26 protein-coding genes are annotated in these 25,012 nt (G+C 62.6%); 8 read left to right on the top strand and 18 right to left on the bottom strand.

The window, feature by feature from the left end; all coding sequences use genetic code 11:
- Window positions 1–176 precede the first annotated feature (176 nt).
- The 3 genes from L3X40_RS00255 (at window position 177) to L3X40_RS00245 (ending at window position 2,691) form a co-directional block, all read left to right on the top strand.
- Window positions 177–1,781, top strand: a complete 1,605-nt coding sequence (locus L3X40_RS00255) for an MBL fold metallo-hydrolase (RefSeq protein ID WP_272907899.1) — start codon at window positions 177–179, stop codon at window positions 1,779–1,781.
- Window positions 1,782–1,905: 124 nt separating this feature from the next.
- Window positions 1,906–2,148, top strand: coding sequence for a YdcH family protein (locus L3X40_RS00250; protein WP_065846066.1), 243 nt, complete (start codon window positions 1,906–1,908; stop codon window positions 2,146–2,148).
- A 162-nt stretch (window positions 2,149–2,310) separates the two neighbouring features.
- The gene (locus tag L3X40_RS00245) at window positions 2,311–2,691 is read left to right on the top strand and encodes a c-type cytochrome (RefSeq protein WP_092958556.1); all 381 of its coding nucleotides are present in this window, start codon (window positions 2,311–2,313) and stop codon (window positions 2,689–2,691) included.
- A 111-nt stretch (window positions 2,692–2,802) separates the two neighbouring features.
- Here L3X40_RS00245 and L3X40_RS00240 read toward each other — a convergent pair whose 3' ends face one another.
- The 4 genes from L3X40_RS00240 to L3X40_RS00225 are packed head-to-tail and all read right to left on the bottom strand — an operon-like array spanning window position 2,803 to window position 8,260.
- Window positions 2,803–3,630, bottom strand: a complete 828-nt coding sequence (locus L3X40_RS00240; protein ID WP_092958558.1) for a universal stress protein — start codon at window positions 3,628–3,630, stop codon at window positions 2,803–2,805.
- A gap of 53 nt (window positions 3,631–3,683) precedes the next feature.
- Entirely contained in the window at window positions 3,684–4,652 is a 969-nt protein-coding gene (locus L3X40_RS00235; RefSeq protein ID WP_092958560.1) for a calcium/sodium antiporter, read from the bottom strand.
- A 6-nt stretch (window positions 4,653–4,658) separates the two neighbouring features.
- Window positions 4,659–5,558 (bottom strand): universal stress protein, encoded by a 900-nt coding sequence (locus L3X40_RS00230; RefSeq protein ID WP_237363757.1) that lies wholly within the window; start codon window positions 5,556–5,558, stop codon window positions 4,659–4,661.
- Window positions 5,559–5,569: 11 nt separating this feature from the next.
- A complete protein-coding gene (locus L3X40_RS00225) occupies window positions 5,570–8,260 on the bottom strand; it encodes an HAD-IC family P-type ATPase (protein ID WP_092958564.1) in 2,691 nt (896 codons plus the stop codon).
- A gap of 249 nt (window positions 8,261–8,509) precedes the next feature.
- Between L3X40_RS00225 and L3X40_RS00220 the strand changes: the two genes are divergently transcribed.
- Entirely contained in the window at window positions 8,510–8,776 is a 267-nt protein-coding gene (locus L3X40_RS00220) for a hypothetical protein (RefSeq protein ID WP_092958566.1), read from the top strand.
- Window positions 8,763–9,038, top strand: a complete 276-nt coding sequence (locus L3X40_RS00215; protein WP_092958568.1) for an HU family DNA-binding protein — start codon at window positions 8,763–8,765, stop codon at window positions 9,036–9,038. The genes L3X40_RS00220 and L3X40_RS00215 overlap by 14 nt, the downstream gene beginning before the upstream one ends.
- Window positions 9,039–9,060: 22 nt before the next feature.
- Here L3X40_RS00215 and L3X40_RS00210 read toward each other — a convergent pair whose 3' ends face one another.
- From L3X40_RS00210 to L3X40_RS00165, 10 genes are all read right to left on the bottom strand, one after another.
- Window positions 9,061–9,636: a hypothetical protein gene (locus L3X40_RS00210; RefSeq protein WP_175485343.1), complete on the bottom strand. Its 576-nt coding sequence runs from the start codon at window positions 9,634–9,636 to the stop codon at window positions 9,061–9,063.
- Between the two features lie 193 nt (window positions 9,637–9,829).
- The gene (locus tag L3X40_RS00205; protein ID WP_092958571.1) at window positions 9,830–10,651 is read right to left on the bottom strand and encodes a universal stress protein; all 822 of its coding nucleotides are present in this window, start codon (window positions 10,649–10,651) and stop codon (window positions 9,830–9,832) included.
- Between the two features lie 48 nt (window positions 10,652–10,699).
- Complete coding sequence (locus L3X40_RS00200) at window positions 10,700–11,611, bottom strand: ribose-phosphate pyrophosphokinase (protein WP_272907902.1); 912 nt, start codon at window positions 11,609–11,611, stop codon at window positions 10,700–10,702.
- 5 nt (window positions 11,612–11,616) lie between these two features.
- Window positions 11,617–13,086 carry a thymidine phosphorylase family protein gene (locus L3X40_RS00195; protein WP_092958621.1) on the bottom strand — a complete coding sequence of 490 codons (1,470 nt, stop codon included), beginning with the start codon at window positions 13,084–13,086 and terminating at the stop codon, window positions 11,617–11,619.
- Window positions 13,087–13,184: 98 nt separating this feature from the next.
- Window positions 13,185–14,222: a zinc-dependent alcohol dehydrogenase family protein gene (locus tag L3X40_RS00190; RefSeq protein WP_092958623.1), complete on the bottom strand. Its 1,038-nt coding sequence runs from the start codon at window positions 14,220–14,222 to the stop codon at window positions 13,185–13,187.
- A 38-nt stretch (window positions 14,223–14,260) separates the two neighbouring features.
- On the bottom strand, window positions 14,261–15,097 hold the full coding sequence (locus L3X40_RS00185; RefSeq protein WP_175485344.1) for a universal stress protein: 837 nt from the start codon (window positions 15,095–15,097) through the stop codon (window positions 14,261–14,263).
- Between the two features lie 86 nt (window positions 15,098–15,183).
- Complete coding sequence (locus L3X40_RS00180) at window positions 15,184–16,209, bottom strand: zinc-dependent alcohol dehydrogenase family protein (protein WP_092958577.1); 1,026 nt, start codon at window positions 16,207–16,209, stop codon at window positions 15,184–15,186.
- Window positions 16,210–16,246: 37 nt separating this feature from the next.
- Entirely contained in the window at window positions 16,247–16,762 is a 516-nt protein-coding gene (locus L3X40_RS00175) for a GNAT family N-acetyltransferase (RefSeq protein WP_092958579.1), read from the bottom strand.
- A 304-nt stretch (window positions 16,763–17,066) separates the two neighbouring features.
- On the bottom strand, window positions 17,067–17,486 hold the full coding sequence (locus L3X40_RS00170) for a CBS domain-containing protein (RefSeq protein WP_067105094.1): 420 nt from the start codon (window positions 17,484–17,486) through the stop codon (window positions 17,067–17,069).
- A 179-nt stretch (window positions 17,487–17,665) separates the two neighbouring features.
- A complete protein-coding gene (locus tag L3X40_RS00165) occupies window positions 17,666–18,058 on the bottom strand; it encodes a hypothetical protein (protein ID WP_139181308.1) in 393 nt (130 codons plus the stop codon).
- A 215-nt stretch (window positions 18,059–18,273) separates the two neighbouring features.
- Between L3X40_RS00165 and L3X40_RS00160 the strand changes: the two genes are divergently transcribed.
- The 3 genes from L3X40_RS00160 to L3X40_RS00150 are packed head-to-tail and all read left to right on the top strand — an operon-like array spanning window position 18,274 to window position 22,641.
- Entirely contained in the window at window positions 18,274–20,031 is a 1,758-nt protein-coding gene (locus tag L3X40_RS00160; RefSeq protein WP_067105096.1) for a PHA/PHB synthase family protein, read from the top strand.
- Window positions 20,032–20,035: 4 nt separating this feature from the next.
- Window positions 20,036–21,457: a bifunctional enoyl-CoA hydratase/phosphate acetyltransferase gene (locus L3X40_RS00155; RefSeq protein WP_092958583.1), complete on the top strand. Its 1,422-nt coding sequence runs from the start codon at window positions 20,036–20,038 to the stop codon at window positions 21,455–21,457.
- Complete coding sequence (locus tag L3X40_RS00150; protein WP_237363755.1) at window positions 21,454–22,641, top strand: acetate/propionate family kinase; 1,188 nt, start codon at window positions 21,454–21,456, stop codon at window positions 22,639–22,641. Before L3X40_RS00155 ends, L3X40_RS00150 begins: the two co-directional genes overlap by 4 nt.
- A gap of 65 nt (window positions 22,642–22,706) precedes the next feature.
- Here L3X40_RS00150 and L3X40_RS00145 read toward each other — a convergent pair whose 3' ends face one another.
- The 4 genes from L3X40_RS00145 to L3X40_RS00130 all read right to left on the bottom strand — a co-directional run bounded on the left by L3X40_RS00145 (window position 22,707) and on the right by L3X40_RS00130 (window position 25,007).
- Window positions 22,707–23,471 (bottom strand): SpoIIAA family protein, encoded by a 765-nt coding sequence (locus L3X40_RS00145; RefSeq protein ID WP_237363754.1) that lies wholly within the window; start codon window positions 23,469–23,471, stop codon window positions 22,707–22,709.
- Window positions 23,472–23,599: 128 nt separating this feature from the next.
- Window positions 23,600–23,980 carry a hypothetical protein gene (locus tag L3X40_RS00140; protein WP_237363752.1) on the bottom strand — a complete coding sequence of 127 codons (381 nt, stop codon included), beginning with the start codon at window positions 23,978–23,980 and terminating at the stop codon, window positions 23,600–23,602.
- 67 nt (window positions 23,981–24,047) lie between these two features.
- Complete coding sequence (locus L3X40_RS00135) at window positions 24,048–24,455, bottom strand: group II truncated hemoglobin (RefSeq protein WP_237363750.1); 408 nt, start codon at window positions 24,453–24,455, stop codon at window positions 24,048–24,050.
- 132 nt (window positions 24,456–24,587) lie between these two features.
- On the bottom strand, window positions 24,588–25,007 hold the full coding sequence (locus tag L3X40_RS00130) for a hypothetical protein (RefSeq protein WP_065846094.1): 420 nt from the start codon (window positions 25,005–25,007) through the stop codon (window positions 24,588–24,590).
- Window positions 25,008–25,012: the final 5 nt, after the last annotated feature.

Genomic DNA, 25,012 nt, shown 5'->3' with positions numbered 1-25,012 from the left:
GGGGGATCTGGCTGCTACCCTCTAATACCACGGTAGAAGTGCTGATGTTTTTCCGTTTTGATGAACGATCCAGCAGGTGCATGTCGGTGTTCGCTAAGGAAAATCTCTCATAGCGGGAGCATTGCGCGTCACTAAGGTGTCACGGATCAGGACCCCGCCAATTTGGAGCATGTGCAGTGACGAATAACGAGCCCAGGATCACCTTCCACGGCGCCGCGGGGACAGTCACAGGCTCGTGCATGGAGCTTGAACATGACGGCCGCGCGATCCTGATCGATTGCGGCCTGTTCCAGGGACCGCGGACGCTCGAAACGCTCAATCGCGAGCCGTTCTCGTTCGATGCACGCAAGATCGCCGCGGTCGTCCTCACGCACGCACACATCGACCATAGCGGTCTATTGCCAAAGCTTGTCGCCGAGGGCTTCAGGGGGCCGGTCTATGCGACGCCGCAAACGCGTGATCTTCTCTACCACATGCTGCCTGACGCCGGGCGCATCCAGGAAAGCGAAGCGGAGCGGCGTAACCGCCGCAAGGATCGAAAGGACGAGGAGCCGATCGAGCCGATCTATACCGAGGCCGATTCCAAGGCGGCCTATGATCAGATCGAGACGGTCGCGCTGAACAAGTGGTTCCAGCCCGCGCGGGGCTTCACGGCCCGGTTGTGGAATGCCGGCCACATTCTCGGATCGACTTCCGTCGAGATGCAGGTTGGCGAAACGCGCCTGCTCTTTTCCGGCGACCTTGGCCCGGATCACAAGGCCTTTCACGCCGATCCCGAAGGACCGGCGGGGCTTGACCATGTGATCTGCGAAAGCACTTATGGCGACCGGGCCCGCGAGGATCTGACGATCGAGCAGCGGCGTACGCTCCTGGAAGCCGAAATCAAGGCTGCGTTGACGCGTGGCGGCAATCTCGTCATCCCGGTATTCGCGCTTGAGCGGACGCAGGAGTTGCTCCTCGACATTGCCATGCTCATCAACACCGGCCGTCTGGCGCATCCGCGGGTATTCATCGACTCTCCCCTGGCGACGCGGGCGACCGAGGTGTTTGCAAAGCATGCCGGCGAGCTCGAGGACATGGGTTCGGGCGAGATCTTTCATCATCCGTCCTTCCACTATGTCCTGAACGCTACGGAATCGATGCGGCTCAACAGCCTGTCCGGCGCAATCATCATGGCGGCTTCGGGGATGTGCGAGGCCGGGCGCATTCGCCATCATCTGCGGCATAATCTGGGGCGGCGGGAGTCGACGATATTGTTCGTCGGCTTCCAGGCGGCGGGGTCGCTGGGACGCACGATCCTCGATGGCGCGAACCGGGTGCGGATCTGGGGGCAGGACGTCGCCGTCCGTGCCCAGATCCGCAGGATCGACACCTATTCGGCGCATGCCGACCAGCAGGATCTTCAGCGATGGATCAAGGCGCGGCAGCCGATCGATGGCAGTCTTTTCCTGAGCCACGGCGAGTCCGGGTCGATCGAGACGTTCCGCCGACTGCTGCAGGCGGATGAGGCGGCGACATCGATCATCGCCCCACAACTGGGCGAGACCTATGCGTTGCCTGCGCGCGCGTCGGCGCGGCGCCTCAAGACAGGCGACCCCGAACTGCAAGGCGCGGTCGGGCGCGACTGGCAGAATGACTACGCCGATTTCTCGATCCGCCTCAAAAAGGAGCTCCAGGGTATCGAGAGCGCCTCGGCGCGGCGCGAAGCCCTCGCGCGGATGTCGGAGGTCCTTCGCTCGTACCAGGACCATCGCGACAAGCGGAAAGCGAAGAACGGCTAGATTTTCCTAGCGGCGCGGCGACGGGGATAATCGGATCAGGCCTGGAACGGATTAGGGAACCTACTTATGGGCGCGCCTTGGCGTGTCTTCTATTACGTTCGCGTGGAAACCAACGGAGTAAGACATGTCGAATACACCGCATACCTTGGGCGAAGAGTTCCCGGACCAGATGGACAAGATCCACGCGCTGAAAGTTTCGGACCCGATCTTTGCGCAGCTGCTCGCCGCCTATGATGAAGTGAACGACGAGATTCATGTGGTCGAAACGAACGTTCAGCCGACGTCGCAGGATCGTGAAACCGAGCTCCGCAAGCGCCGTCTGGCGATCAAGGACCAGATCGCCGAAGCGCTTTCACAGCCAGCCTGATCGGTCGAGAGGAGCCGGTCGCGCTGCGTCCGGCCTTCTTCCACATGCGCCTTGTGAAGAGGCGAACGAGGGGAGCGGGAGACCGAACCCCACCCGCGCCTTGGTTGAAGAGCGGCAGGATCGGGATTTTTCAAGGTTCTTGTCTTTCTGGGTAGATTCAGCATGTGGAAGGAAGCCATTGCAATCAGCCTGTTGCTGACGGGGGCCGCCACCTTTGCGGCTGCCGGGAGCGCGGGAGAGGTGTCTCGAGGTCACGACCTGGCGGAGCGGCGATGCGCGAGTTGTCATTCCATCGGCGAAACCAATGCGAGCCCCAACCGGCTCGCACCGCCGTTGCGAAATCTCTACAGGCAATATCCGGTCGATGCTTTGCAACCGGCGTTCCTGAATGGTCTTGAGGTCGGTCACCGTGATATGCCGCGTTTTATCCTGACGCCGCAGGAGGTGACGGACATCATCGCGTTCCTTCATGACCTCAACCCATGCCGCAAGCCTTCGTCGGATGACGCGGCCATGGCGCAGTGTTTCGCGCCCATGGAATGATGAGATATGCAGCGCCAGCACAGGGAAGCTGGATAATCCGGAATTTGGAGGGAGCCAGCGCATCACCGCCGCCCCCTCCTTGGCCAGAAGGACGCTTTGCGCCGCCCGCCCTCAGCGCGACATCAGGACGGGAAGGCTGACGTCGTCGATCAGGTCGCGCGTGACGCCGCCCAGCAGGATGTCGCGCACCCGCGAATGGGCGAAGGCGCCGATGGCGAGAAGATTCGCCCCGGTATCTCTCGCGAAGTCCTGAAGAGCCACGGAGATGCGCCGGCCGGCTGAAGCGATCACATGAACGTCGACCTTGAATCCATGGCGCGCAAGGTGGCGGGCAATATCCGAGCCGGGTGCGGGTCCGTGGCCTTCCGCGGTGGGTTCCGGATCCACGCAGACGACGTCGATGACGGCGCCCGGATCCGCGACGTCAATAAGGTCCCGCGCGGCGCGACGCGCCTCGCTCGATGCATCCCAGCCCAGAACGGCGCGCCCCACGCGCTCCAGCTTTGCATGGTCGGGCAGGACCAGGACGGGTCCGCCCGATCCGGTAACGGCGGCCTGCAGGCTCCGGCGGCGCAGTTTCCGATTTTCGAAGGCGGAAGCGCCACCGATCAGCAGGAGGTCGGCATAGCGCCCTTCAACACGTGACGCTCCCCCGAGATAGGCAAGGGTGTCGGCGACCGGACGGATCTCGACCGGGATCGGCGCGCCTTCCACCGCGGCCTTCACCGATTCCGTGCGGCGCTTCGCTTCGTCATCGATGCGATCCAGGATCACCGGGTAATAGTCAAAGGGTGGCAGCACAGCGGCATTGTCGAAAATGTCCATCATCAAGGATATTGCGAGATGCGCCTCCTGTGCGGCGGCGAACGCCGTTGCGTCCTTGATGAAGCCGCGGGCCTCCTCCCCATTGTCGACGATTGCGACGAGGTCTTTCAGCATGTTTCCCTCCTTCTCGGTTGATCAAAATCTTCACTTGCTGGGTGCGGTGGATGTCATGTGCGCTGTATGATCAGGTAACTGAGATAGGCTGCGTAAGCGCTCACGAAGAGGCCGCCCTCGAACCGCGAAATCTTGCGGCTGCTGACGAAAATCGGAATGCAGAGCAGCGCTACTCCCAGCATGACCGGTATGTCGATGCGGATGAGATGGCTGCTGACATCGATACCATCGGCCGGAATGAGGCAGGTCACCCCAAGAATCACGAGGATATTGTAGACGCTACTGCCGATCAGATTGCCGATCGCGATGTCACGCTCACCCCGGATCGTCGATATGATCGTGGTCACGAGTTCGGGTGCCGAGGTACCGATGGCAACGATCGTCAGGCCGATGAAGGCGTCCGATACATTCCAGAGACGTGCGAGATCGACAGCACCTTCGACGAGCCAGTCGGCGCCGACAACGATGATGACGAGACCAATCGCGAGCATCAGCATCTCGGTCGCCGCCTGACGGTTGGCGAGGCGCCGGGGCCCGAACTCACGGGCGAACTCCAGCTTGACCTTAAGGCTCTCTCGCCGGGCCGCGCGGATGACCGCCAGCGTGAATATCACGCCCATGGTGACGAGCACGAGGCCCTCCAGCCGCGACAGCGTGCCGTCCCAAGCAAAGGCGAGCAGCGTGGCCGCGGCAATGACGATCGCGGGGAGCTCTAGACGCAGGGTCTGCATCTGGATCGCCAGCGGTTGCAGCGCAGCGCTCAGGCCAAGGATAAGGAGGATGTTGACGGTATTGGTGCCGGCGATGTTCCCGATCGCAAGTGAGCCGTTGCCCTGAATGGCGGCCTCGATGCCGACGGCCAGCTCCGGCGTGCTCGTTCCAAGCGCAACCACGGTAAGACCGATCAGCAGGGGGGAAATGCCAAGGCGCGCTGCCAGTGCCGCGCCGCCTCTTACGAGCAGTTCGGCGCCGGCGATCAACGCGGCAAGCCCGACGCTAATCCAGACGATCGCATGAGTCATCGAAGATCAGTCTGCCTTGCGCTTGGCGGGATCGGGTACGAGAAGCACGTCGCCGGGCACCGCATCGATGATCTTGCGCGCCGTGCTGCCGATCAGGGTTTCATAGACCATGCCGCCGCCATGGGTGCCCACCACAGTGAGATGGCGCCGGGAGTTCTCGGCATAGTCCCGCAACAGCGCCTCGGGCACGCCATGTTCAATCATGTGGCTGACCTTGCGGGCGGCGTCGGGCGTGAGCCCGGCTTCGGCCAGGAACTTGTCGGCCGCGTCCTTGCCATATCCTTCGAACTGCTTTTCGACCTCTGCGCGGCCAAGATAGCCGGCAAAGGGCACGTCATAAGCGTGAAAAAGCGAGAGGCCTGTATCCGGGAAAAACCGGATGGCTGTTTCGAGCGCAACGCGGGAGGATTCCGAAAAATCCGTCGCGACGAGCATGGTGTGATAAGGTTCGAAGGCGCGGTCGCGAACAATGAGGACCGGGACAGGAGACTTGCGGATCAGCTGGTCGACCGTGTCGCCAAGAAACATCCGCGCCAGCAGTTCGTCGCGGGCGACGCCGGTGACGATCAGTTCGGCATGGGATTCCCGGGCTGCCTCGAGGACGACCTCGGCCGGCGAGCCGGTTTCGACATGGACGGCGATGTCGACGTGCGGATCCTCGCGCACCAGATCCCTGTAGATGCGGTCGCGGGCCTTGCGGACCGGGTCGGGCGGCCGCCGCCAGGACGGCAGATCGCGCAGGCTCCCGAACAGGGTCATAGTCTCAGGCGGAGCGAGTGCGTGAATGACGGTGAGTTCGGCCTGCCACGCCCTGGCGACGAGCAGGGCACGGTCGAGCGCGCGGTCGCAGCGATGGCTAAGGTCGGTGGCCAAGGCCATGCGCCTGGGGAAAGTGCCCTCGGTCATATTTCATCCTCCTAGGTATTGAGTTCCTTGAACCAGCCCAGTCGCCGCATGACGTGCTTTTCGACCTCGAGCAGGAGCATGAGGGCCACGCCGGCAATCACGAGCAGCGCAAGGTCGGCGACGGTGAGCGGCCGCGAGTGGAAGATCGCATGCATGAACGGGGCGTAGGTGAAGAGCGCCTGGCCAAGAACGAGGATCGTGATCGCGATCAGTACGGCGGGGGTTCCGATGGCGCCGCGCCAGGTCAGAGACGTTGTATGCAGATAGCGGACATTGAAGAGGTAGAAGATCTCCGCGACGATGAACATGTTGACGACCATCGTGCGCGCAACTTCGAGGCCGCGCCCCTGATCGAGCGTGTAGAAGAAGATGCCGAGCGTGACCGCGGCGAACAGCACCGACACCAGCACGACGCGCCAGAGGAGGAAGGGTGAAAGGAGAGGCGCGCCCCGCTCGCGCGGGCGGCGCTGCATCGCACCTGGCTCGGTCGGCTCGAAGGCGAGCACCAGGCCAAGGGTCGCGGCGAGGATGAGATTGACCCACAGGATCTGGGTTGCCGACATCGGCAGGGCGAAGCCCAGCAGGATCGCTAGGACGACCGCCAGCGTCTCACCGCCGTTCGTGGGGATTTCCCAGGAAATGACCTTTCTGATGTTATCGTAGACGGTCCGGCCCTCGCGCACGGCGCTGACGATCGATGCGAAATTGTCGTCGAGGAGCACCATGGAGGCGGCTTCCTTCGACGCCTCGGTCCCCTTGATGCCCATGGCTACGCCGACATCGGCCTGCTTGAGCGACGGCGCATCGTTGACGCCGTCGCCGGTCATGGCGACAATCTGGCCTTGCGCCTGCAGAGCGCGAACGATGCGAAGCTTGTGCTCTGGGCTGGTCCGGGCGAAGACCGAGACGCGGTTGACGACCCCTTCGAGGTCCCCATCCGAAAGCTTCTCGACATCCAGGCCGGTCATCACCTGCGGATCGTCGGCGAGATCGAGCTGGCGCGCGATGGCGAGTGCGGTTGCGGCATGGTCGCCGGTGATCATCTTGACGTCGATCCCGGCGGAGCGGCACTCGGCGATCGCCTCCTTCGCTTCAAGGCGCGGTGGATCGATGAAGCCGACAAGTCCGAGCAGCTGGACGCCCGCCATGACGTCGTCGAACGAGATCCGCACTGTATCCGATGGCATCTCCTTCGCGCCAAATGCGAGGACGCGCTCGCCCTCGTTTCCAGCGTCAGAGATGGCATTCTCCCAATAGCCGATGTCTTCGGGCAAGGTCATTGCGAAGAGGGCTTCGGGCGCGCCCTTGACGAAGAGGATCATCGTTCCGTCAGGTCCGCGGCAGAGCGTCGCCATGAAGCGGTGCGCGGCATCGAATGGAATTTCGTCGAGCCGTTCCCATTCGGAGCGCTCCAGTTCCGGATCGACGGCCGCCTTCATGGCCAGGGCGAACAGCGCTCCCTCCATGGGATCGCCTTCGACGCGCCATTCCTCGCCGACTTTGCGCAGCGACGCATCGTTGCACAGGAGGCCGCAGCGGATCAGCGGCATGGAAGCGGCCATGGCCTCGGCCTGGTCGCCGACGCCCGCAATCTGGATATGGCCCTCCGGGACATAGCCTGAGCCGCTGGCGAGCATGGTGCATCGCGCCGTGATGATCCGGCGGGCCGTCATTTCGTTGCGCGTCAGTGTACCCGTCTTATCCGAGCAGATCACGGACGTGGCGCCGAGTGCTTCGACGGCCGGAAGCTTGCGGATGACGGCATTGCGAGCCGCCATCCGGCGCACGCCGATGGCAAGGGTGATGGTGATGACCGCGGGCAGACCTTCCGGCACGATGCCCACGGCCAGGGCGACGACGGCGATCAGGGCATCGACCCAGTCGTAGCTCCGCACGAGGACAGCGAAAGCGAACAGCGCCACCCCCCCTGCCAGCACGAACCAGGTGAAGCGGCGGGCAAACTGGTCGATCTGCGTCAGGAGGGGCGTCGCCATCACCTCGACCGACTGGATCAGCGTGCTGATCCGTCCGATCTGCGTATGCACGCCTGTCGCCACGACGATGCCGTTCGCTTGCCCGGCGGCGACCAGAGTGCCGGAGAACGCCATATTCTGCCGGTCTGCAAGAACCGTTTCCTCGGGCAGCACCGCATCATGCTTTTCGGCCGCGACCGACTCCCCGGTCAGCAGAGCCTCGTCGATCAGGAGGCGGCGGGCGTGGAGAAGCCTGAGATCGGCCGGGACACGGTCGCCCGCTTCGATGAGAACAAGGTCGCCCGGGACGATGTCGGAAACCGGGATGGTCTGCCGGACGCCTTCCCGGATGACACTCGCTTTCGGCGCGATCATCTGCTGGATCGCTTCGAGCGCCTGTTCGGCCTTCCCTTCCTGAATATAACCGATGATCGCATTCACGATGACGACGGCCACGATGACCGCGGCATCGATCATATGGTCGAGCAGCGCGGCTGCGAGCGCGCCGGCGAGCAGGACGTAGATCAGGGTATTGTTGAACTGGGCCAGAAAGCGCAGCAGCGGATTGCGCCGGGATGCCTTGGGCAGCGTATTGGGACCGAAACGGGCAGCTTGCCGGTTGACGTCCTGAGCTGAGAGGCCGGCCAGTTCCACGTCGAGGATCCTGGCGATCTCATTGCTCGGTAACGCATGCCAGCGCATTTCTTCCAAATCGACGGGCGCCGACATCAAGCTTCCTTCAGATAGGTTCAGGCTATGGGAATTGGGCACAGGGAAGCACGGTTCTGACGTCGCTTCTTTATGTTCCTGAGCTGCGCTCCGATGCCCTCCAGTTCGATCCACAATCGGGGTCACCTAGCTGGAGGGGCCGGGTGGTTCGCAATCCGGTTATATCCGTAGCGCCGTCACCGTCCTCGGCCGATAAGTAAGTTTGGATTAGACAAGTGCGTATCGTCCGCAAAGGCTATGCAACCCCTCATGAACCGCCGTCTGGCAATCCTCCGTTTGCAGGCGCATGGTGGCCGTTTGATGACGCGCCTGATCGCGAAGGCTACCGGGCTTGATGTCAAAGCAGCCCAGGAATCGGCTAGCTGCGTCGCGAACGGGCCCCACGGGATGCTTCTGGATGCGAATTGGGTCGGCATGGGATTTGCGCGGATGACGCGCGATGCCGGGCCCGCTAGGAGCGACCATAACTACGACCGCATTTCAACACAGGAAGGCCAAGTCCATGAACAACACTGATCTTGCCGAAAAGATCGCCGCCGAACAGGGGATCACCAAGGCTGACGCGCGCAAGATCGTCGATGCGGTGTTCGCAGGGATTGGCGAGGCTGCGGCCAAGGGCGAGGAGATTGCGCTCAACGGGTTCGGCAAGTTCAAGGTCAAGGACAGCCCCGCACGGGAAGGCCGGAACCCGGCCACTGGCGAGCCCATGACCATCAAGGCATCGCGGAAGCTTGGCTTTTCGGCCGCGAAGGCCCTGAAAGACAAACTCAACCCCTAAGCCGGCCCGGCCACTGCCCTGTTCAGCCGAAGGCGAGCGAGCCTTGCCGTTGCTGCGGAGGAGATGGCCGGACCTCACCTGCCCGGAGAAGTTTTCGAGCGGTCGGCGAAAGCGTGTAGACCGCTTGGCGTTGACCGCCTCGATTGTGGTGATCGACGCGGTAGCCCTGATAATGCCTGTGCAGGATTCCTGCACGCACGAGGTCGGATACCGCGCGGCTCACGTTCGTCTTGCCGGATGCGCGAACCCGCGTCCGAACTTCCGCATCGATTTCGCGTTCGGCGTCTGCGGGGTTCTGGGGTAGGGTTCCCGCCGCCTCCATCTCCTGGCGAACACGATTGGCCAGAGCCATCCTGCGCGGGTAGCTGCTGCCCATCGGGACGAGGGCGTCACACAACCACTCCCGGATGGGGATGGCGCTCCCACCGTCGATGACAAGCGGGCCGGCGCTGCCATTGGGCCCAGCGATCTTCGCAATCAGATCAAGGATCATGTAGGCGTAGCGAGGCCGCGAGGAGCTTTTCGAAAGCAGTTCGACGAGACCGGGCATATCGAGCGGCCTGGCATCACGATCAGATGTGAGGCGGGTCTGGAGCATGCGAGAATCATGCACAGGTAGAACGAAAAGTGAATCCCTCCATTGACCCCAAGTAACATTTGTCGGCTGTGACACTTTACCAGCTGGTAAAGTGTCACAGGTGCCGGTTTGCGATCAGGATTAGCATGATTCATCCCAGTGCCGCGGCCATAGCAAGGGCGCCTCCCGGAACTGCGAAAGTGGAGCGCCGCTCCTAGTGTGAAAATAGCAGGGGGAGCGGTGCGCCACCAAGCAGGTCGCGGGTGACGCCGCCAAGGATCATTTCCCGTAGACGCGAATGTCCGTAGGCGCCAAGCGCAAGCATGGCCGCGCCACCGTGGCGGGCGGCCGTCACGAGCGCGTCGCCCTCTGCCTCAAGGCCGCCGCGGACCGGCACCACTCTCGAGACAAAGCGATGCCGGGCGAGATGACGGGCGATGTCGGCGCCTGGCTCCGATCCGTGACCCTTCACCGTTGGTTTCGCGTCGAGAACGAGGATGTCGATCTTGGCCCCTGGGGAAGCAAATGCCGTCGCGTCGCGCAGGGCATGCGTCGCTTCCCGAGTGGCGTTCCAACCGATCGCGATATGTTCGATCGCTCGTGCCTTGTACTCGCCCGGAACGATCAGGACGGGGCGTCCCGATGAAAACAGGATGCTCTCGGCCGTTTCGCGACGGATCGGTGGGTGATCATAGCTGTTGGCCGGCCCGAAGAGAATAACGTCGGCATAGCGGGCATAGACCGCCGTCTTGACGAAGATCACCGAGGGTTGGTCCGAAATCGTGCGGACCTCGACATTGGTGGAACCTGCGAGCGTGGCGATGCGCTGCTGCTTGGCCTCCACCGCTTCGGTGTAGTCCTGCAGGAAGGCGTAGGGCCGCGCAATCGTCAGGGCGTAATCAGCCGATGGAAGCGCCGAGAGAATAACCACGGAAAGGCTGGCGTTGTGAAACTCGGCGAAGCCAAGAGCGTCTCGTAAGAACTGTTCGTCCCTGTCACCGGTATCCACAACCGCGAGGACATCCTTGATGGCCATATTTTCCTCCAGCTTGTAGAAACTTTCTACCCAGCGCCACCGTTCGGTTCATTTGGGTGTATTACGTAATCGCTTCGCATCGATGGTCGCGACCTGGCCTGCCAGCGCGTTACCGAGTATCGCCGCAAGCGCGATCGCATTGCTGGAATGCGGGATGCTGTCGGTCGTCACCAGGCGGCAGCCGAGATCCCGGAGCATCGCTTCGGCATCAGATGCAAAGAGGCCATGGACCGCGAGGCAGATCGGCGCGGGGAACCCCTGCTCGCGGATTTCCCGCGCGGCGTTCGCAAGGGTATGGCCCGATGAGATGACATCATCGACGAGGACCGGCGTTCGTCCCTTCCAGGCCGAGAGGTTCGCTGCCGCAATGATGACATCGCGGTCGCCCCGGCGCGTCTTCGTGAACACAACGTGCGGCGCACCGATATGCCCGGCTATGGCGCCCGCCCATTGCTCGCTCTCGCTGTCGGGGCCTATGATGAGCGGCGCCTCGACATTATCGCGGATCCATTCCGCCAGAAGCGGCGACGCGGCGAGCGCCTCGGTTTCGATCGAATAGATCTCCTGCAGATTGCCGTACCGGTGCAGATGAGGATCAACCGTGACGAGCCCGTCAAATTCGGAAGAGAGCAGCTGGGCGAACTGGCGCGAGGTTAGCGCTTCGCCGTCATGGAAACGGCGATCCTGCCGCATATAGGCAAGATAGGGCGCCACGAGTTGGACGGATCGCGCACCGCTCTCGCGCAGCAGCCGCGCTGCGAAGAGCAACTGCAGAAACTGGTCATCGGGGCGTGCGAGCGTACACACCACCGCGGCGTCGCGCCCGGCAACGGCCGAATGGAGGCGAATATAGCTCTCGCCATCCGGGAAACGGCGCAACGCAAGCTTCCCGACCGAGCATCCGACGCGCTCGGCGATGGCGTTGGTCATGCGCTCGTTCCCGGGCATCGGAAACAGCATCATTGTCATGGCACGATCACGATCATGTCCGAATTGGAAGCGGCGTAGGTCAGGGCGTAGGCCATCTCACCCCGCGACTGGGCATGAAGGGTCAGCAGAGGTTGGCCGGCGATAATATCGTCGCCGAGGCTGACATGCAGGCGCATGCCCGCTGCCGGTACGTCCGGAGCGCCGGCAAGCTTTGCCAGACGGGCAATCCGGCGATTGTCGATGTGCGTGACGCGGCCACTATGGCTTGCCACGATCGGGTGGGTCAGCCTGGCCGTGGGCGGCGTTCGCATTCCGCCCTGAGCGTCGCATATGCGCTGGAATTTCTTCCAGGCGCTGCCATCGGCCAGCGTCTGTTCGGCGAGCGCCCGTCCCGTCCCTGCCAAAGCCACCTCGCCGATTTCGAGGATGACGCCCGCAAGAATGCAGACGCGATCGCGCAGATCCATGGGCGCGTCCGGGTCTCCCGTTAGAACGGCGAGGACATCGCGCGCCTCGAGCGCGGGGCCGATAGCCCTGCCGACCGGCTGTGTTCCATCGGTCTGGACACAGCGCGTGATAAGGCCGAACCGGCCAGCGACGGTGGTCAGCGTCGCGGCAAGACGTTCGGCGGCGTCTGCGCTGCGAACCTTGGCGGTTGGTCCGACAGGGATGTCGAGCACGACATGGGTAGCTCCCGCCGCAATCTTCTTCGACAGGACCGAAGCGATCAATTGTCCTTCGGTGTCGATGTCGAGCGCGCGCTCCACGCCGATGAAGATGTCATCGGCAGGGCTCAGGCGTACCGCCCCGCCCCAGGCAAGGCATCCGCCTTCGGAGGCCACCACGCGTTGCATGGCCTCGAGGTCAAGGTCGACCCGGGTGAGCGTCTCCATGGTATCGGCGGTCCCGGCCGGGGACGTAATCGCGCGCGACGATGTCTTGGGCATGGTGAGGCCGCAAGCCGCTGCGATGGCGACAATGATCGGCGTGGTCCGGTTGCCGGGAAGACCCCCGACACTATGCTTGTCGACGACGATCTCGCTCGGCCAGCGCAAACGGTCGCCGGCGTCGACCATGGCCTTGGTGAGAGAGTAGGTCTCGTCCTCGTCAAAAGGCAGCGCTGCCGTCGCGGTAAGGAAAGCGGCAAGATGCACATCCGAATAGCGGCCGGCGACAACATCTTCAACGATGCTCCGCAGGGCGGCGGCATTCAGTCTGTGCCCATAGATACGCTGGCGGACACAGGTGATCGATTCGAGTGGTGGCGCATGGCCGACCTGGACGATGGTCCCTTCGTCGACACCAAGCGCTTGCCAGGCGGCTTCAGAGAGACCGATCTCGTCTCCCGCGAGGAACTCGCCATCGACCTGGAAGAGCGTTGCGGCGATCGGCCGGCCACTATTGCGGATATAAATCTGGGTGTGCGCAGCAAGGCCTTCAGCATGACAGACCGGGCTGTCGCTCCGCATGACGGCGACCAGCTCATGATGCGTGTGAAGGCGCAAACGGCGCGCGCGCGCGAAGGACGGCTCGACCTGGCCTGGGACATCGAGAACATGTTGCGCCTGCAACGGAGCGGAGCCGCCGCCCGTAGAAACCTCCTTCACGTGGCGATGACCACCTTCAAGGCTTGGGAAACGGCCGCGTTCGAGAAAGTCTCATAGGCGCCCAGGATATCATCGAGCGCAAAACGGTGGGTAACGAGTTGCTCCGGCTGCAACCGCTTTGCTTCAACCGTCTTGAGAAGCATCGGCGTGCTGACCGTATCGACAAGACGCGTCGTGATCGTGACGTTGCGCGACCAGAGCTGTTCCAGATGGAGGTCGACTTTCGTGCCGTGCACGCCGACATTGGCAATCACCCCGCCCGGCGCAACGAGTTCCTCGCACAGACCGAAGGTCGCAGGCACCCCAACCGCCTCGATCGCGGCATCGACTCCCTTGCCTTCCGTCAGGTCGCGAACCAGGTTCACGACATCTTCTCGCGAGCTGTTGAACGTATGCGTGGCGCCGAACCGGCGCGCGACAGCAAGACGGTTGTCGTCGAGATCGATCATGATGATGCGGGCCGGCGCGTAGAACTGCGCGGTGAGCAGGGTCGCAAGCCCGATCGGACCAGCACCTACGATCGCCACGCTGCTTCCCGGCGCGACCTTCCCGTTGAGAACCCCGCATTCATAGCCGGTGGGCAGGATGTCGCTGAGCATGACGAGCGCTTCCTCGTCCGCTCCGGCGGGTATCGGATGGAGGCTGTTGTCGGCATGAGGAATGCGGACGAATTCCGCCTGCGTCCCGTCGATGGTATTGCCCAGGATCCACCCGCCGTCGGCACAGTGCGAATACATCCCGCGACGGCAATATTCGCAGCGCGCGCAGGAGGTGATGCAGGAGATCAGGACATGATCACCAGCCTTGAAGCTGCCCACCGCAGTGCCCACCTTTTCGACGATCCCGACACCTTCATGGCCGAGAATCCGGCCCGGCTCGCAAGTGGTGACATCGCCCTTGAGAATGTGCAGGTCAGTGCCGCAAATCGTCGTTTTCGTGACCCGCACAATCGCGTCGGTCGGCGCCTGCAGGTCGGGCTTGGGGCGTTCGTCGAGGCTTTTCTGGCCAGGACCGTGATAAACCAGGGCTTTCATGGCATCCTCCATTCGCAATCTTTCACGATTGCCGATCGTCAGTGTACGAAGACAATCGGCAATCGCTGGCGCGCGAGGAGTTCGCGCGTCACGCCGCCCAGCACAAATTCCACGGCTCGCGAGCGCCCATAGCCCCCGATGACGAGCACGTCAGCGCGCTGCTCGAACGCGAAGTTCTGCAGAGCATCTGACGTTCCATGCTCCGCTGAAGCAATGGCGTGCACGGCAGCATTGTGGCCATGGCGGGTGAGATGGCGGGCGATCTGAACTCCCGGCACGGGCTGGTCGGATTTATAGCCGTCAAGTGCATCTACGATGACGACATCGACCGCCGCGCCAGGTTCGGCCAGATCGAGGATCGCCCGTGCAGCCCGAAAAGCTTCAAGCGACGCGTTCCATCCAAGCGCGGCATGGGTGATGGGCGCCGGCTTCCAGGTCCCCGGCATCACCATTGTCGGCACGCCCGCGAACATGAGCGCCTCGGTGATGTGGCGGCGCAGACCATCGCTCTGCCAGCCACCAAGTCCGGGGATGAGGGCGATATCGGCATGCTGCCCTTCCTCCTTGGCAAGGCCGGGGAGAAGGCCGGGTGCTTCGAACAGCGCGTGAACCTCGACGTGAACCGGCGCGCCTTCCGCACGCTTGCGAACCGCCGCGACATGCTCTTTGCGTTGGGCGTCCGACACCTCCATGGCTGTGGCATAGGCCATCGGATCGACTGCTGCCGCCCAGGCGAGGTTTTCGGTCACGACGACGATCGTCAGCGCCGCGTCATAGAGACCCGCATAAGCGACCGCCTGATCGACCCCTGTCAGCGAGGAAGCTGTGCCGTCGACAACGGCGAGCACGTCCCTGATCGATGTGTTCTTGCTCATGGTCGCATCATCGTTCCGAACGATCGGCGTCGCACTCCGTAACATTACCAAGGGCCGCCCAGACGCCGGCCAGACCGCGAACTGTGCTAGAATCGTTCCTGGCGTTGATAATCTCCCGGTTCTCCGGGGAGGAGAACGGCCGCGCCGACCAACGCCCCTGCGCGAAGGCGCTCAAGGGCAATGTTGGCGTCGACGAGGGGGAAAGCGGTCGTGACCGACTTAACCCGAGCCTTTTGTACAACCTTGAAAAAACTCGTCCCGTCGTCGCGGGTGAGATTTGCAACCGAGGCGATCGTACGTTCGCCCCAGAGATCGGCGTAGGGGAACGCAGGAATGTCGCTCATGTGGATGCCGGCGCAGATGACCCGCCCGCCCTTGCGGGTAGCGCGGAGCGCCGCAGGGACCAGCGCGCCGACCGGCGCGAAGATGATCGCGGCATCGAGCTCCGCAGGGGCCGGTTCGTCCGATGATCCAGCCCACATGCAGCCAAGCGACCGCGCAAAGTCCTGGCCTTCGCTATCGCCCGCTTTGGTGAAGGCGTAGACCTGCCTGCCCTGCCAGATGGCGATCTGCGCGATGATATGCGCCGCGGCACCAAAACCATAAAGCCCGAGACATCGCCCATCGCCGGCGGCACGCAGCGAACGCCAGCCGATCAGGCCCGCGCAAAGCAATGGTGCCGCCTCTTCATCCGAATAGATGTCGGGGATATGAAAGCAGAAATGAGCGTCGGCAACGGCATGGGTCGCATAGCCTCCGTCTCGCGTACATCCGGTAAAGCCGGGCGTGTCGCACAGATTCTCACGCCCGGAGCGGCAATAGTCACAGCGCCCGCAGCTATGCCCCAGCCACGGAACGCCCACCCGGTCACCCGGCAGGAAGCCGGCCACCCCTTCTCCCAACGCGGCGACGATCCCGACAATCTCATGGCCCGGGATAATCGGAAGCTCGGCGGTCACTTCACCGTCGACAATATGGAGGTCAGTCCGGCAGACACCGCAGGCGGTCACCTTGACCAGCAGTTCCCCTGGTCCCGGGTCTGGAAGCGCGCGGGCGACAAGTCGAAGCGGACCGCCCACCGCGCCGAGTTCCATCGCCCACATATCCGTCATCGTAAGGCATCCTTTCGAAGGTGCCATAATCAGTCCATCATTGAAGCTGCTTTGATACAATGACGAGGGTGGCATCATCCGGATAGGCCTTCACCGTGAAACCTGAATCCCGCTCCACTTCGATCGCCTTCTGGTTCAGCCGGCTTTCGACAGCCTCCAGCGTGCGGCAGCCCCGCGTCTTCGCATGATCCGCGGCGCGGTTGAGAAGCGTCCAGCCTACGCCTTGATGCTTGTAGTCCGCGCGAACCGCGATCGCGACTTCAGCACGCTCCCCCGCTGGTTCGATCGCGATCATGGCTGATCCAACTAGCGCCCCGTCATCGACGAAGGCCAGGAAATCCTCCGTCTGCTTGTGGTCGACATCGATCATGGAGGCGATCTGGTCGTCGGAGACCCTGAGCATTGCCGTGAGGAAACGGAAGCGCAGATCTTCGAGGGTGACCTTGTCGAAAAAATCTCTGAGCAAAGGTCCGTCGTCGCGCGTGACCGGCCGCAAGGACAGGCTCAGCCCCGATCGGGTCACCACCTCGGTGAAGGACGGGATATCGGACATACGATCACCTCATCTTCGATGTTGGTCCATGCGGAAAGGACGATACGCTTCCGGCACCATCGGGCGCGTCGTTGCGCTTACGAGCGCAATTCCGCAGCATGGTCAGCCAGGCTGACGAATCCTTTGCTGGCGACGCGATCGGGAGGATAGCCGAGCGTTGAACTCAATGGGCTTGGGAAGTTTACGTAACCGAATCCGCAGCTCGCCGCCTGCAGTGAAGTGACAACGGTGATGGCCCATCCACCGGATCCATCTTACACCATTGCTCGCTTAGGCTCATGAGGAGTACAGCTTGATCAATCCGTCATTCGTCCAGAAGGGTCCGGAGAATGTCGGCCCGGCTGATGAGTCCGACCAGCTTGCCGTTCGAAATCACCGGCAGTCGCTTGACGCCGTGCCGCTCCATCAGGCCGATCGCATCGGTGAGCGAAACATCGCCGTCGACCGTCACCAGCTCGGTCGACATGAGCTCTCCAACCCGCGTTGAATCCAGTGCATCCCTGCGGACTTCCCGCCCAGCATCGAACAACGAGTCCAGCCGAAACGAATCCGTTGCCTTCCGGAAGAAATCGCCTTCGGAAATGAGGCCATGAAGTTCGCCGTCCCGATCCACCACCGGCAACGCGCTGATGTTGTGGTTACCCATGCATCGGATTGCTTCCGCCAGGGAACTTTCTGGGGTGACGGTGGCCGCCCCGAGTGTCATGATGTCGCTCGCTTTCATGCCCTTGGTCCTTCCGCTTTCAAATCCTGATCATCACTGAAGTCCTGCAACCTGACGATCGGTCTCGTATAGGTTCCGTTGCTGGTCAGGTTCACTCCTGAGGGCGACGGTCCTTTTCATGACAAAGGTTTTCCCGCGTCCCGCGCACTCGGAAAATGACGGTTCGTGTCCCTTTCGGCTCAGGCATTGGTCTCGACATTGTTCGCAGCCGGCACAGCAGCAGCGCCGGCGGCAGTATTGGCGAAGGCCTGGAGCGGCGACAGGAAGAAGGCGCGCAGAGGCTCAAAGGCGACGGACAACTGCGCCGTCTCGCTTTCCGGCGAGAAGAGATCCCCGGCGGTCTCCTGCCATTCTTCGAACGCCGCCTTTGTGTCGGTGGCGAGAGCCAAACGGTTCTGCTCCACCTCCTGAGCAACTTCGGAAAATTTTCCCGGCTCGAAGAAGGCGCCCAGCGCATGCGCCCCGATCGCGGCCTGCCGCGCCCCGGTCGTGCGGGCGATGTCAAAGAACCTCAGCGCGAGTTGACGGTTGGCGCCGGCGATGGCCACGACCTGATCGAGTGGGAATGTCATCGTTGGATCCTTTTCATCATGATATCCGCGAGACCCGCCTGTCATCGGGCCGCAACCATCGGTTGCGATCATATGCAGGCCCTCTCCCACGGAAACGCAGTCTCTTTACCCTGATTGGTTCCATGCGAAGAATTGGGATGTATACGTATCGGTCGGCCGCTGCCGATCGGATAGGTGCACAACAGGCTAAAGCATGACCCACGCGCGGCAGGTTGATGATGAATGACATACAGCATGTTGCCGCCGACCCGCTCGACGGCATCAGCCAGACCCTCGATCGTGCGGCTGCGGTTGGCATCGCGCAGCTGACGCACGGGCTATCGCCGGTGACGATGGTCCTCGCGGCAACCGACTGGATGTTGCACCTCGCCAGCGCCCCCGGCAAGCAATTGCAACTGGGCGCCAAGGCCGCAAGAAAATGCTGGCGCTTGTCCGATTATATCGGACGAAGCCTCAGCGATCCTGCTGCCGCCCCCGCGATCGAACCTCTGCCCCAGGACCGCCGGTTCACCGATCCGGCATGGAAGGAGCCGCCCTTCAATCTGATTGTCCAGGCTTTCTTGCTGAACCAGCAGTGGTGGCACGCCGCGACCACCGGGATCGGCGGGGTGAGCAGGCACCACGAAGACATCGCCGAGTTCGCGGCCCGGCAAATCCTCGATGTCTTCGCGCCAACCAATTTCCTTGCCACCAATCCGGTCCTGCAGCGCAAGATCGTCGAAACCGGCGGGCGGTGCGTCGTCGATGGCTTCCGCAACCTCATGGAGGACATGCAGCGCCTGGCGCGCGGCGAGCCGCCCGTGGGCGCGGAGGACTTCCCGGTGGGCGAGAAAGTCGCGACCGCCAAAGGGAAAGTCGTCTATCGCAACGCGCTCATCGAACTCATCCAGTATGAGCCCACGACGGAGACAGTGCGGCCCGAACCGATCCTGGTCATCCCCGCCTGGATCATGAAATACTATATCCTCGACCTCTCGCCCGAGAATTCGCTGGTGCGCTGGCTGACAGGTCAGGGCTTCACCGTCTTCATGATCTCCTGGCGTAATCCCGGAAAACAGGATCGCGACCTCGATCTCGAAGCCTATCGCCGGCTTGGGCCGATGGCCGCGCTGGACGCGATCGACACGATCACGGGCGGTCAGAAGGTGCACGCCGCCGGCTACTGTCTTGGTGGCACGCTGCTGTCGATCGCCGCGGCAGCAATGGCACGAGACGGTGACGAGCGGCTCGCCAGCGTCACCCTGCTGGCGGCCCAGACCGAGTTCAGCGAACCGGGCGAACTCGGCCTGTTTATCGACGAAGCCCAACTCAACATACTCGACAACATGATGTGGGGCCGCGGCTATCTCGACGGCGCGCAGATGGGTGGCGCGTTTCAGATCCTGCGGTCGAACGATCTCGTCTGGTCGCGCGTGCTCGGCACTTACCTCATGGGTGAACGTGAACCGATGAGCGACCTTATGGCCTGGAACGCCGACGCAACGCGCATGCCCTATCGCATGCACAGCGAATATCTGAACCGCCTGTTCCTGAACGACGATCTGGCCGAAGGGAAATACAAGGTCGATGACCGCACGATCACGCTGTCGGCGATCGATAAACCCATGTTCGTGGTCGGCACCGAGCGCGACCACGTCGCTCCATGGCGTTCGGTTCACAAGATTCACCTGCTGACCGGCGCGGAGATTACTTTCGTGCTCACCAGCGGCGGGCATAACGCCGGGATCGTTTCCGAACCGGGTCACAAGGGCCGCTCCTATCGTGTGATGACGCGTGAGGCGTGCGGACCATCCTATGATCCCGAGGCGTGGCTGGAACGAACGGAGGACAAGACGGGGTCCTGGTGGACCGAGTGGGGCGCCTGGCTCACGGCTCGCTCGGGAACGCTGAGCGCGCCCCCGGCCATGGGCGCGCCCGACAAGGGCTTCACGCCCCTTGCCGACGCGCCCGGCCTATATGTCCTGGAGAAATAAGCGAATGACCGACGACGCGTTCATCGAGAACCGGACGTTTGAAGAGATCCGGATCGGCGACACGGCGAGCGTGTCGCGAACCTTGTCGGAGAAGGATATCCAACTGTTCGCGCTTGTCTCGGGCGACGTGAACCCGGCGCATCTCGATGCCGATTTTGCGCAGACGGATTTCTTTCAGCGGATCATCGCCCATGGCATGTGGGGCGGCGGCCTCATCTCCGCGGTGCTCGGGACCGAGTTGCCCGGGCCGGGGACGATCTATCTCGGCCAATCGCTGCGCTTCATCCGTCCGGTGGGCATCGGTGACGTGATCACCGCATCCGTCACGGTGACGGAAAAGAAGCCCGAGGGCTGCGTCCTCGTCCTCGACTGCCGCTGCGTGAACCAGAAGGGTGAGACCGTCATCACCGGGCAGGCCGAGGTCCGCGCGCCATGCGAAAAAGTGCGTCGCCCGCGCCTGGCGCTCCCCGACGTGCGGGTAGCGACACATGACGGATACCGGCGTTTGATCGAACAGACGCAGGACGGAGAGCCCATCGCCACCGCGGTCGCGCATCCGTGCAGCGCGGTGGCGATCGCGGCGGCGGTGGATGCCGCCGAAGCGCGCCTGATCGCGCCGATTCTCGTCGGCCCGGAAAAACGCATCCGCGCCGCTGCCGAGGAAGCGGGAAGAGACATTTCCGGCTTCCGCCTTGTGCCTGCCGATCACAGCCATGATGCTGCCGCGAAGGCCGTCGCACTCGTGCGGGCTGGCGATGCGAAGCTGCTGATGAAAGGCTCGCTGCATACCGACGAACTCATGGGCGCGGTTGTGTCAGCCGCAACCGGTCTCAGGACCGAGCGGCGGATCAGTCATGCCTATGTGATGGACGTGCCGGGGCATCCGACACCGCTCATCATCACCGATGCGGCCATCAACATAACGCCGACCCTGAAGGACAAAGCCGACATCATTCGCAACGCGATCGACCTCGCGCATGTCATCGGCATCGCCGCGCCCAAGGTCGCCATCCTCTCCGCGGTCGAGACGGTCAATCCCGACCTGCCCTCGACGCTCGACGCGGCCGCTCTTTGCAAGATGGCCGACCGGGGCCAGATCAGCGGCGGCATCCTCGACGGTCCCCTCGCCTTCGACAACGCGATCAGCGAGGCCGCGGCCCGGGAGAAAGGGATCGTCTCGCCGGTCGCCGGGAAGGCTGAAGTTCTGGTCGTTCCCAATCTCGAAGCCGGCAATATGCTCGCCAAGCAGCTCACCTTCCTCGGCGGCGCCGACGCCGCCGGTGTCGTTCTCGGCGCGCGGGTGCCCATCATCCTCACCAGCCGCGCGGACAGCGAACGGACGCGCCTTGCGTCCTGCGCGATTGCGGCGCTGCTCGCGCGCGCCGCCCCGAAAGCAGCGCCCGGGCTTCCACAGGCTTCCGCATGAAGGCGGTCGTCAGTCTCAATTCGGGCTCGTCGAGCATCAAGTTTGCGTTCTTCACCCTGGATGACGCGGGCCACCCGGAGCATTCGGCCGGCGGCAAGATCGAGAAGATCGGGATCGCACCGTCACTGGTCGCGCGCCGGGTCGATGGCAGTATCCTTGCCGAGCGCACATGGAAACAGGGCGCTGGCCTGACGCACGCGGAACTCCTCAAGGATCTGTTCGATTGGGCCATCGATCACCTCGAAGGCCGGGAAGTGATCGCGATCGGGCACCGCGTCGTTCATGGCGGGATGCGTTTCGCTACGCCGCGGCGCGTCGATGCGGGCCTTCTCGACGAACTCGACGCGCTTTGCCCGCTCGCACCGCTCCATCAGCCGCACAATCTGGCCGCGATCCACGCAATTGCAGTCATGGCGCCAGACCTTCCCCAGATCGCCTGTTTCGATACCGCGTTTCACCACGACAAGCCCGAGGTCGCCGCGCGGCTCGCGCTCCCCCGCACGCTGCATGAGCAGGGAATCCGCCGCTATGGATTTCATGGGCTGTCCTACGAATATATCGCCGGACAGCTGCGAACCATCGACAGAGAGCTTGCCGGCGGACGCGTGATCGCCGCGCATCTCGGCAACGGCGCGAGCCTGTGCGCGATGCGGGACGGCAAGAGCATTGACACCACCATGGGGTTCTCGACCCTCGATGGCCTGATGATGGGAACGCGCTGTGGTACGCTCGACCCGGGCGTCGTGCTTCACCTCCAGACGCAACTGGGCATGAGGCCGGATGAGATCGACGATCTGCTCTACCGGAAATCCGGTCTGCTTGGCGTTTCAGGCATATCCAGCGACATGCGTGTCCTGACGGCCGACCCGGATAGGCAGGCCCAGGAGGCTGTCGAGCTTTTCATCTGGCGCGCTGTCCGTGAGTTCGGCGCGCTCGCCGCATCGCTCGGCGGCGTTGACGGCATCGTTTTCACGGCGGGGATCGGCGAGAACCACGCGGAGATCCGCAGGCGTATTTGCGAGCGGCTCGGCTGGCTGGGGCTGTCCATCGATGATGATGCGAATGCCGCCAATGCCCTTTGCATCTCCGGCAGGGGCAGCCGCGTGAAAGTCCTTGTCATTCCGACCGACGAGGAACGGATGATTGCCGATCATACGCTGGCGGTTCTGCGGTCGGGATCGTGAGCCGGGCGTCATCGGCTGTCTGTCACCGCATCGTAACCCTCACCGCCAGTTCTTCGCGGCCAAGCCTATTGGCCCTCGTCACCGTCCTCGGACAGCCAGGCCCGCGCCGCATCCTCGCTGTCCAATGGGAAATGGCGCAACTCGATCTTGAACAGAGGATCGAAAAGTTTCACCAGAGTCGTCAACCAATCCGGTCCGCCGACGATCGCATAGCGTGACACTCGATGCAGCAGGGAGAACTTGCGTTCGACAGTTTTCGGATCGACCAGGATTGCCGGTTCGAAGCCGTCATAGCGCTTCATCCGCACCAGTATTTTCAGCGGCGAATCCGACTGGGCGACCTCGAAAAGATGGGCGTACAGGCCATCGAGCTCATCCGCCGTAATCCGGCCGTCTACCTCGAACGCCTGGATATCGTCGTCGCCAGGAATGCGGCGGACAGCCTGAGGGTGCGGCGTGTCGACCTCGCCCTTCACCCAGGCGAGCGCGCGGTCACGCTGGGCGACCGGATAGACCTCGTAAGACACGTAAGGCAGCAGCGCGCTTTCGATGCGTGACGCAATGCGGACCCAGGACTGATCCGTGACGATGGCAATCCGGCCGAACTGCTTGAGCCGCACCAGATAATGAAAGACATGGCGAAGGTCGAAAAGCAGCGCATCGGGCGCAATGGATTCGAGGCCCAGCACTTCAACGAAGATATGGACCTTGCCGTCGCGCGCGAACGCTTCGTCCAGCAGCCGGAAGGCGAGTTCCATTTCGTCCTTTTCGATCCGTCCGCCTACCGACAGGGCGATGATATCCTTCCCGTCTATCAGTTGCGTGAGCATAGCTATGTCCTTCCGTATTCAAGCCGAAGCCAAGTTGAGCGCTATGATTTGGCTACGCTGCCAATCGACGTAACCCTCTGCGGACACCGACCGATCATCTTACTGCCCGTGACAAATCCCACCGGAGATTATTGGATCGGAGGCCGGTAATCGGCATTTTTGAGAGTCAGCATGTAAGCTGCAAGCGTATCGATTTGTTCCGGCGCGATTTCGAAGTTCATGATCTCGGGAAAATTATGCGAATCCTGGAGCCACGGGTTGAGGGTTTGAGCGGTCAGTCCGGGAGTGTTGATGATCGCCTCGAACGATGGCGCCTCCGGCTTGGGCGAGATTCCGGTATCGATCGCATGACAGATCGAGCAATGCTTTTGGGCGAACGCCAGTCCCTGCCGCTGGACCGCCATTTCGGTTCGGTTGCTTTTCTTTGCAGGCCTGGCCTGTCCGGTCGCGATTGCTCCGCTGACAACCGCGACGGCAATCAGGGCAGCCGATATTCGCTTCAAGCGCATCGCAAGTTCCAGTTGCGGCTGTCATGGGCGGCGTCCGCGACCGCACGTTCATGATCGATGAAGCAGGTCACATCGCTTGTCCCGGGTTCCGAGCCATGCTTTGCGCCATGGTGCTGAGCGCTTCGGCCATCTTGCCGGCGATCACGGGCTCTACTGGCGATGCCGTGATCGCGCGGCGCATGGCATCCGCCCACTGGTCTGCCGTTTCCCGCGTGATGGGCAAACGTGCATGCGCGGACATCATGCAGACGCCCGGATGTTCGACGAACCAATCGCGCGGGCCGCCCAACCAGGCGTTGAGGAAGCCGGCAAGAGACACGCGCATGGATGCGAGGTCCTCAGCGTGAAGATCGCGCAATTGTGCGTAGGCGGGGTCAGCTTCCATCAGGTCGTAGAAGTGATCGGTAATCTGGCGAACGATCATTGCTCCACCGATAAGATCGAAAGGCGTCTGCGATTGCTCGGCTACGGTCATCTGGTCTTCCTCTGCCTGATGGGTCTATGCGGATATCAATGTATTCAGGCGTGTCACGGTTCTGACGGTGATTGTGCCTTGATTGCGTGCATGGCTGTCCAGGCACGCAGAAATGTCACAGATTCTGTCAGATCACGGAGGCCAGCGACCACGCACGCCGCAAAGCTCCTCCAGGGCTGATCGCAACCGCGCCAGCGTATAGGGCTTTTGAATCACGTCGCGGACCCCGCGCTGCATGATCTCCACCACCAGGCGGACGGGTGGTGCGGCGATCTGCAGAATGATCGGCTTTTTCCTAATAAAATCGGCATTCTGATCGAGTGTGGCGATTAATTGCGGCAATGGGAGACCATCAAGAAGAACGACGTAGGGAGAGGTAAGCGGTGGTCGGCCCAGAAATGTCTCGAAATTTTCAACACTGCCAAGCCAGGTGACCGGACCGCTCGTCAACTGCTTGGCGATGGCAAACTCCTCGTCCGGACCAATGCCTATGAGATGCGTGGGACACGCGTCAGCCACGGCGCCTTCTGCGCGGGCAAAGCCATCATTCATTGGGC

The sequence above is a fragment of the Rhizorhapis sp. SPR117 genome (assembly GCF_021742065.1).
This window is presented reverse-complemented; position numbering and strand designations above follow the sequence as displayed.

Excerpts from the sequence above, each read along its gene's own strand:
- L3X40_RS00185 (WP_175485344.1), bottom strand. The coding sequence starts at position 15,097 with ATGAGCAAGAACACATCGATCAGGGACGTGCTCGCCGTTGTCGACGGC.
- L3X40_RS00165 (WP_139181308.1), bottom strand. The coding sequence starts at position 18,058 with ATGACATTCCCACTCGATCAGGTCGTGGCCATCGCCGGCGCCAACCGT.
- L3X40_RS00215 (WP_092958568.1), top strand. The coding sequence starts at position 8,763 with ATGAACAACACTGATCTTGCCGAAAAGATCGCCGCCGAACAGGGGATC.
- L3X40_RS00130 (WP_065846094.1), bottom strand. The coding sequence starts at position 25,007 with ATGAATGATGGCTTTGCCCGCGCAGAAGGCGCCGTGGCTGACGCGTGT.
- L3X40_RS00145 (WP_237363754.1), bottom strand. The coding sequence starts at position 23,471 with ATGCTCACGCAACTGATAGACGGGAAGGATATCATCGCCCTGTCGGTA.
- L3X40_RS00160 (WP_067105096.1), top strand. The coding sequence starts at position 18,274 with ATGATGAATGACATACAGCATGTTGCCGCCGACCCGCTCGACGGCATC.
- L3X40_RS00150 (WP_237363755.1), top strand. The coding sequence starts at position 21,454 with ATGAAGGCGGTCGTCAGTCTCAATTCGGGCTCGTCGAGCATCAAGTTT.
- L3X40_RS00135 (WP_237363750.1), bottom strand. The coding sequence starts at position 24,455 with ATGACCGTAGCCGAGCAATCGCAGACGCCTTTCGATCTTATCGGTGGA.
- L3X40_RS00210 (WP_175485343.1), bottom strand. The coding sequence starts at position 9,636 with ATGCTCCAGACCCGCCTCACATCTGATCGTGATGCCAGGCCGCTCGAT.
- L3X40_RS00230 (WP_237363757.1), bottom strand. The coding sequence starts at position 5,558 with ATGACCGAGGGCACTTTCCCCAGGCGCATGGCCTTGGCCACCGACCTT.
- L3X40_RS00225 (WP_092958564.1), bottom strand. The coding sequence starts at position 8,260 with ATGTCGGCGCCCGTCGATTTGGAAGAAATGCGCTGGCATGCGTTACCG.
- L3X40_RS00205 (WP_092958571.1), bottom strand. The coding sequence starts at position 10,651 with ATGGCCATCAAGGATGTCCTCGCGGTTGTGGATACCGGTGACAGGGAC.
- L3X40_RS00220 (WP_092958566.1), top strand. The coding sequence starts at position 8,510 with ATGAACCGCCGTCTGGCAATCCTCCGTTTGCAGGCGCATGGTGGCCGT.
- L3X40_RS00250 (WP_065846066.1), top strand. The coding sequence starts at position 1,906 with ATGTCGAATACACCGCATACCTTGGGCGAAGAGTTCCCGGACCAGATG.
- L3X40_RS00170 (WP_067105094.1), bottom strand. The coding sequence starts at position 17,486 with ATGAAAGCGAGCGACATCATGACACTCGGGGCGGCCACCGTCACCCCA.
- L3X40_RS00140 (WP_237363752.1), bottom strand. The coding sequence starts at position 23,980 with ATGCGCTTGAAGCGAATATCGGCTGCCCTGATTGCCGTCGCGGTTGTC.
- L3X40_RS00235 (WP_092958560.1), bottom strand. The coding sequence starts at position 4,652 with ATGACTCATGCGATCGTCTGGATTAGCGTCGGGCTTGCCGCGTTGATC.
- L3X40_RS00240 (WP_092958558.1), bottom strand. The coding sequence starts at position 3,630 with ATGCTGAAAGACCTCGTCGCAATCGTCGACAATGGGGAGGAGGCCCGC.
- L3X40_RS00200 (WP_272907902.1), bottom strand. The coding sequence starts at position 11,611 with ATGCTGTTTCCGATGCCCGGGAACGAGCGCATGACCAACGCCATCGCC.
- L3X40_RS00180 (WP_092958577.1), bottom strand. The coding sequence starts at position 16,209 with ATGACGGATATGTGGGCGATGGAACTCGGCGCGGTGGGCGGTCCGCTT.
- L3X40_RS00190 (WP_092958623.1), bottom strand. The coding sequence starts at position 14,222 with ATGAAAGCCCTGGTTTATCACGGTCCTGGCCAGAAAAGCCTCGACGAA.
- L3X40_RS00155 (WP_092958583.1), top strand. The coding sequence starts at position 20,036 with ATGACCGACGACGCGTTCATCGAGAACCGGACGTTTGAAGAGATCCGG.
- L3X40_RS00245 (WP_092958556.1), top strand. The coding sequence starts at position 2,311 with ATGTGGAAGGAAGCCATTGCAATCAGCCTGTTGCTGACGGGGGCCGCC.
- L3X40_RS00175 (WP_092958579.1), bottom strand. The coding sequence starts at position 16,762 with ATGTCCGATATCCCGTCCTTCACCGAGGTGGTGACCCGATCGGGGCTG.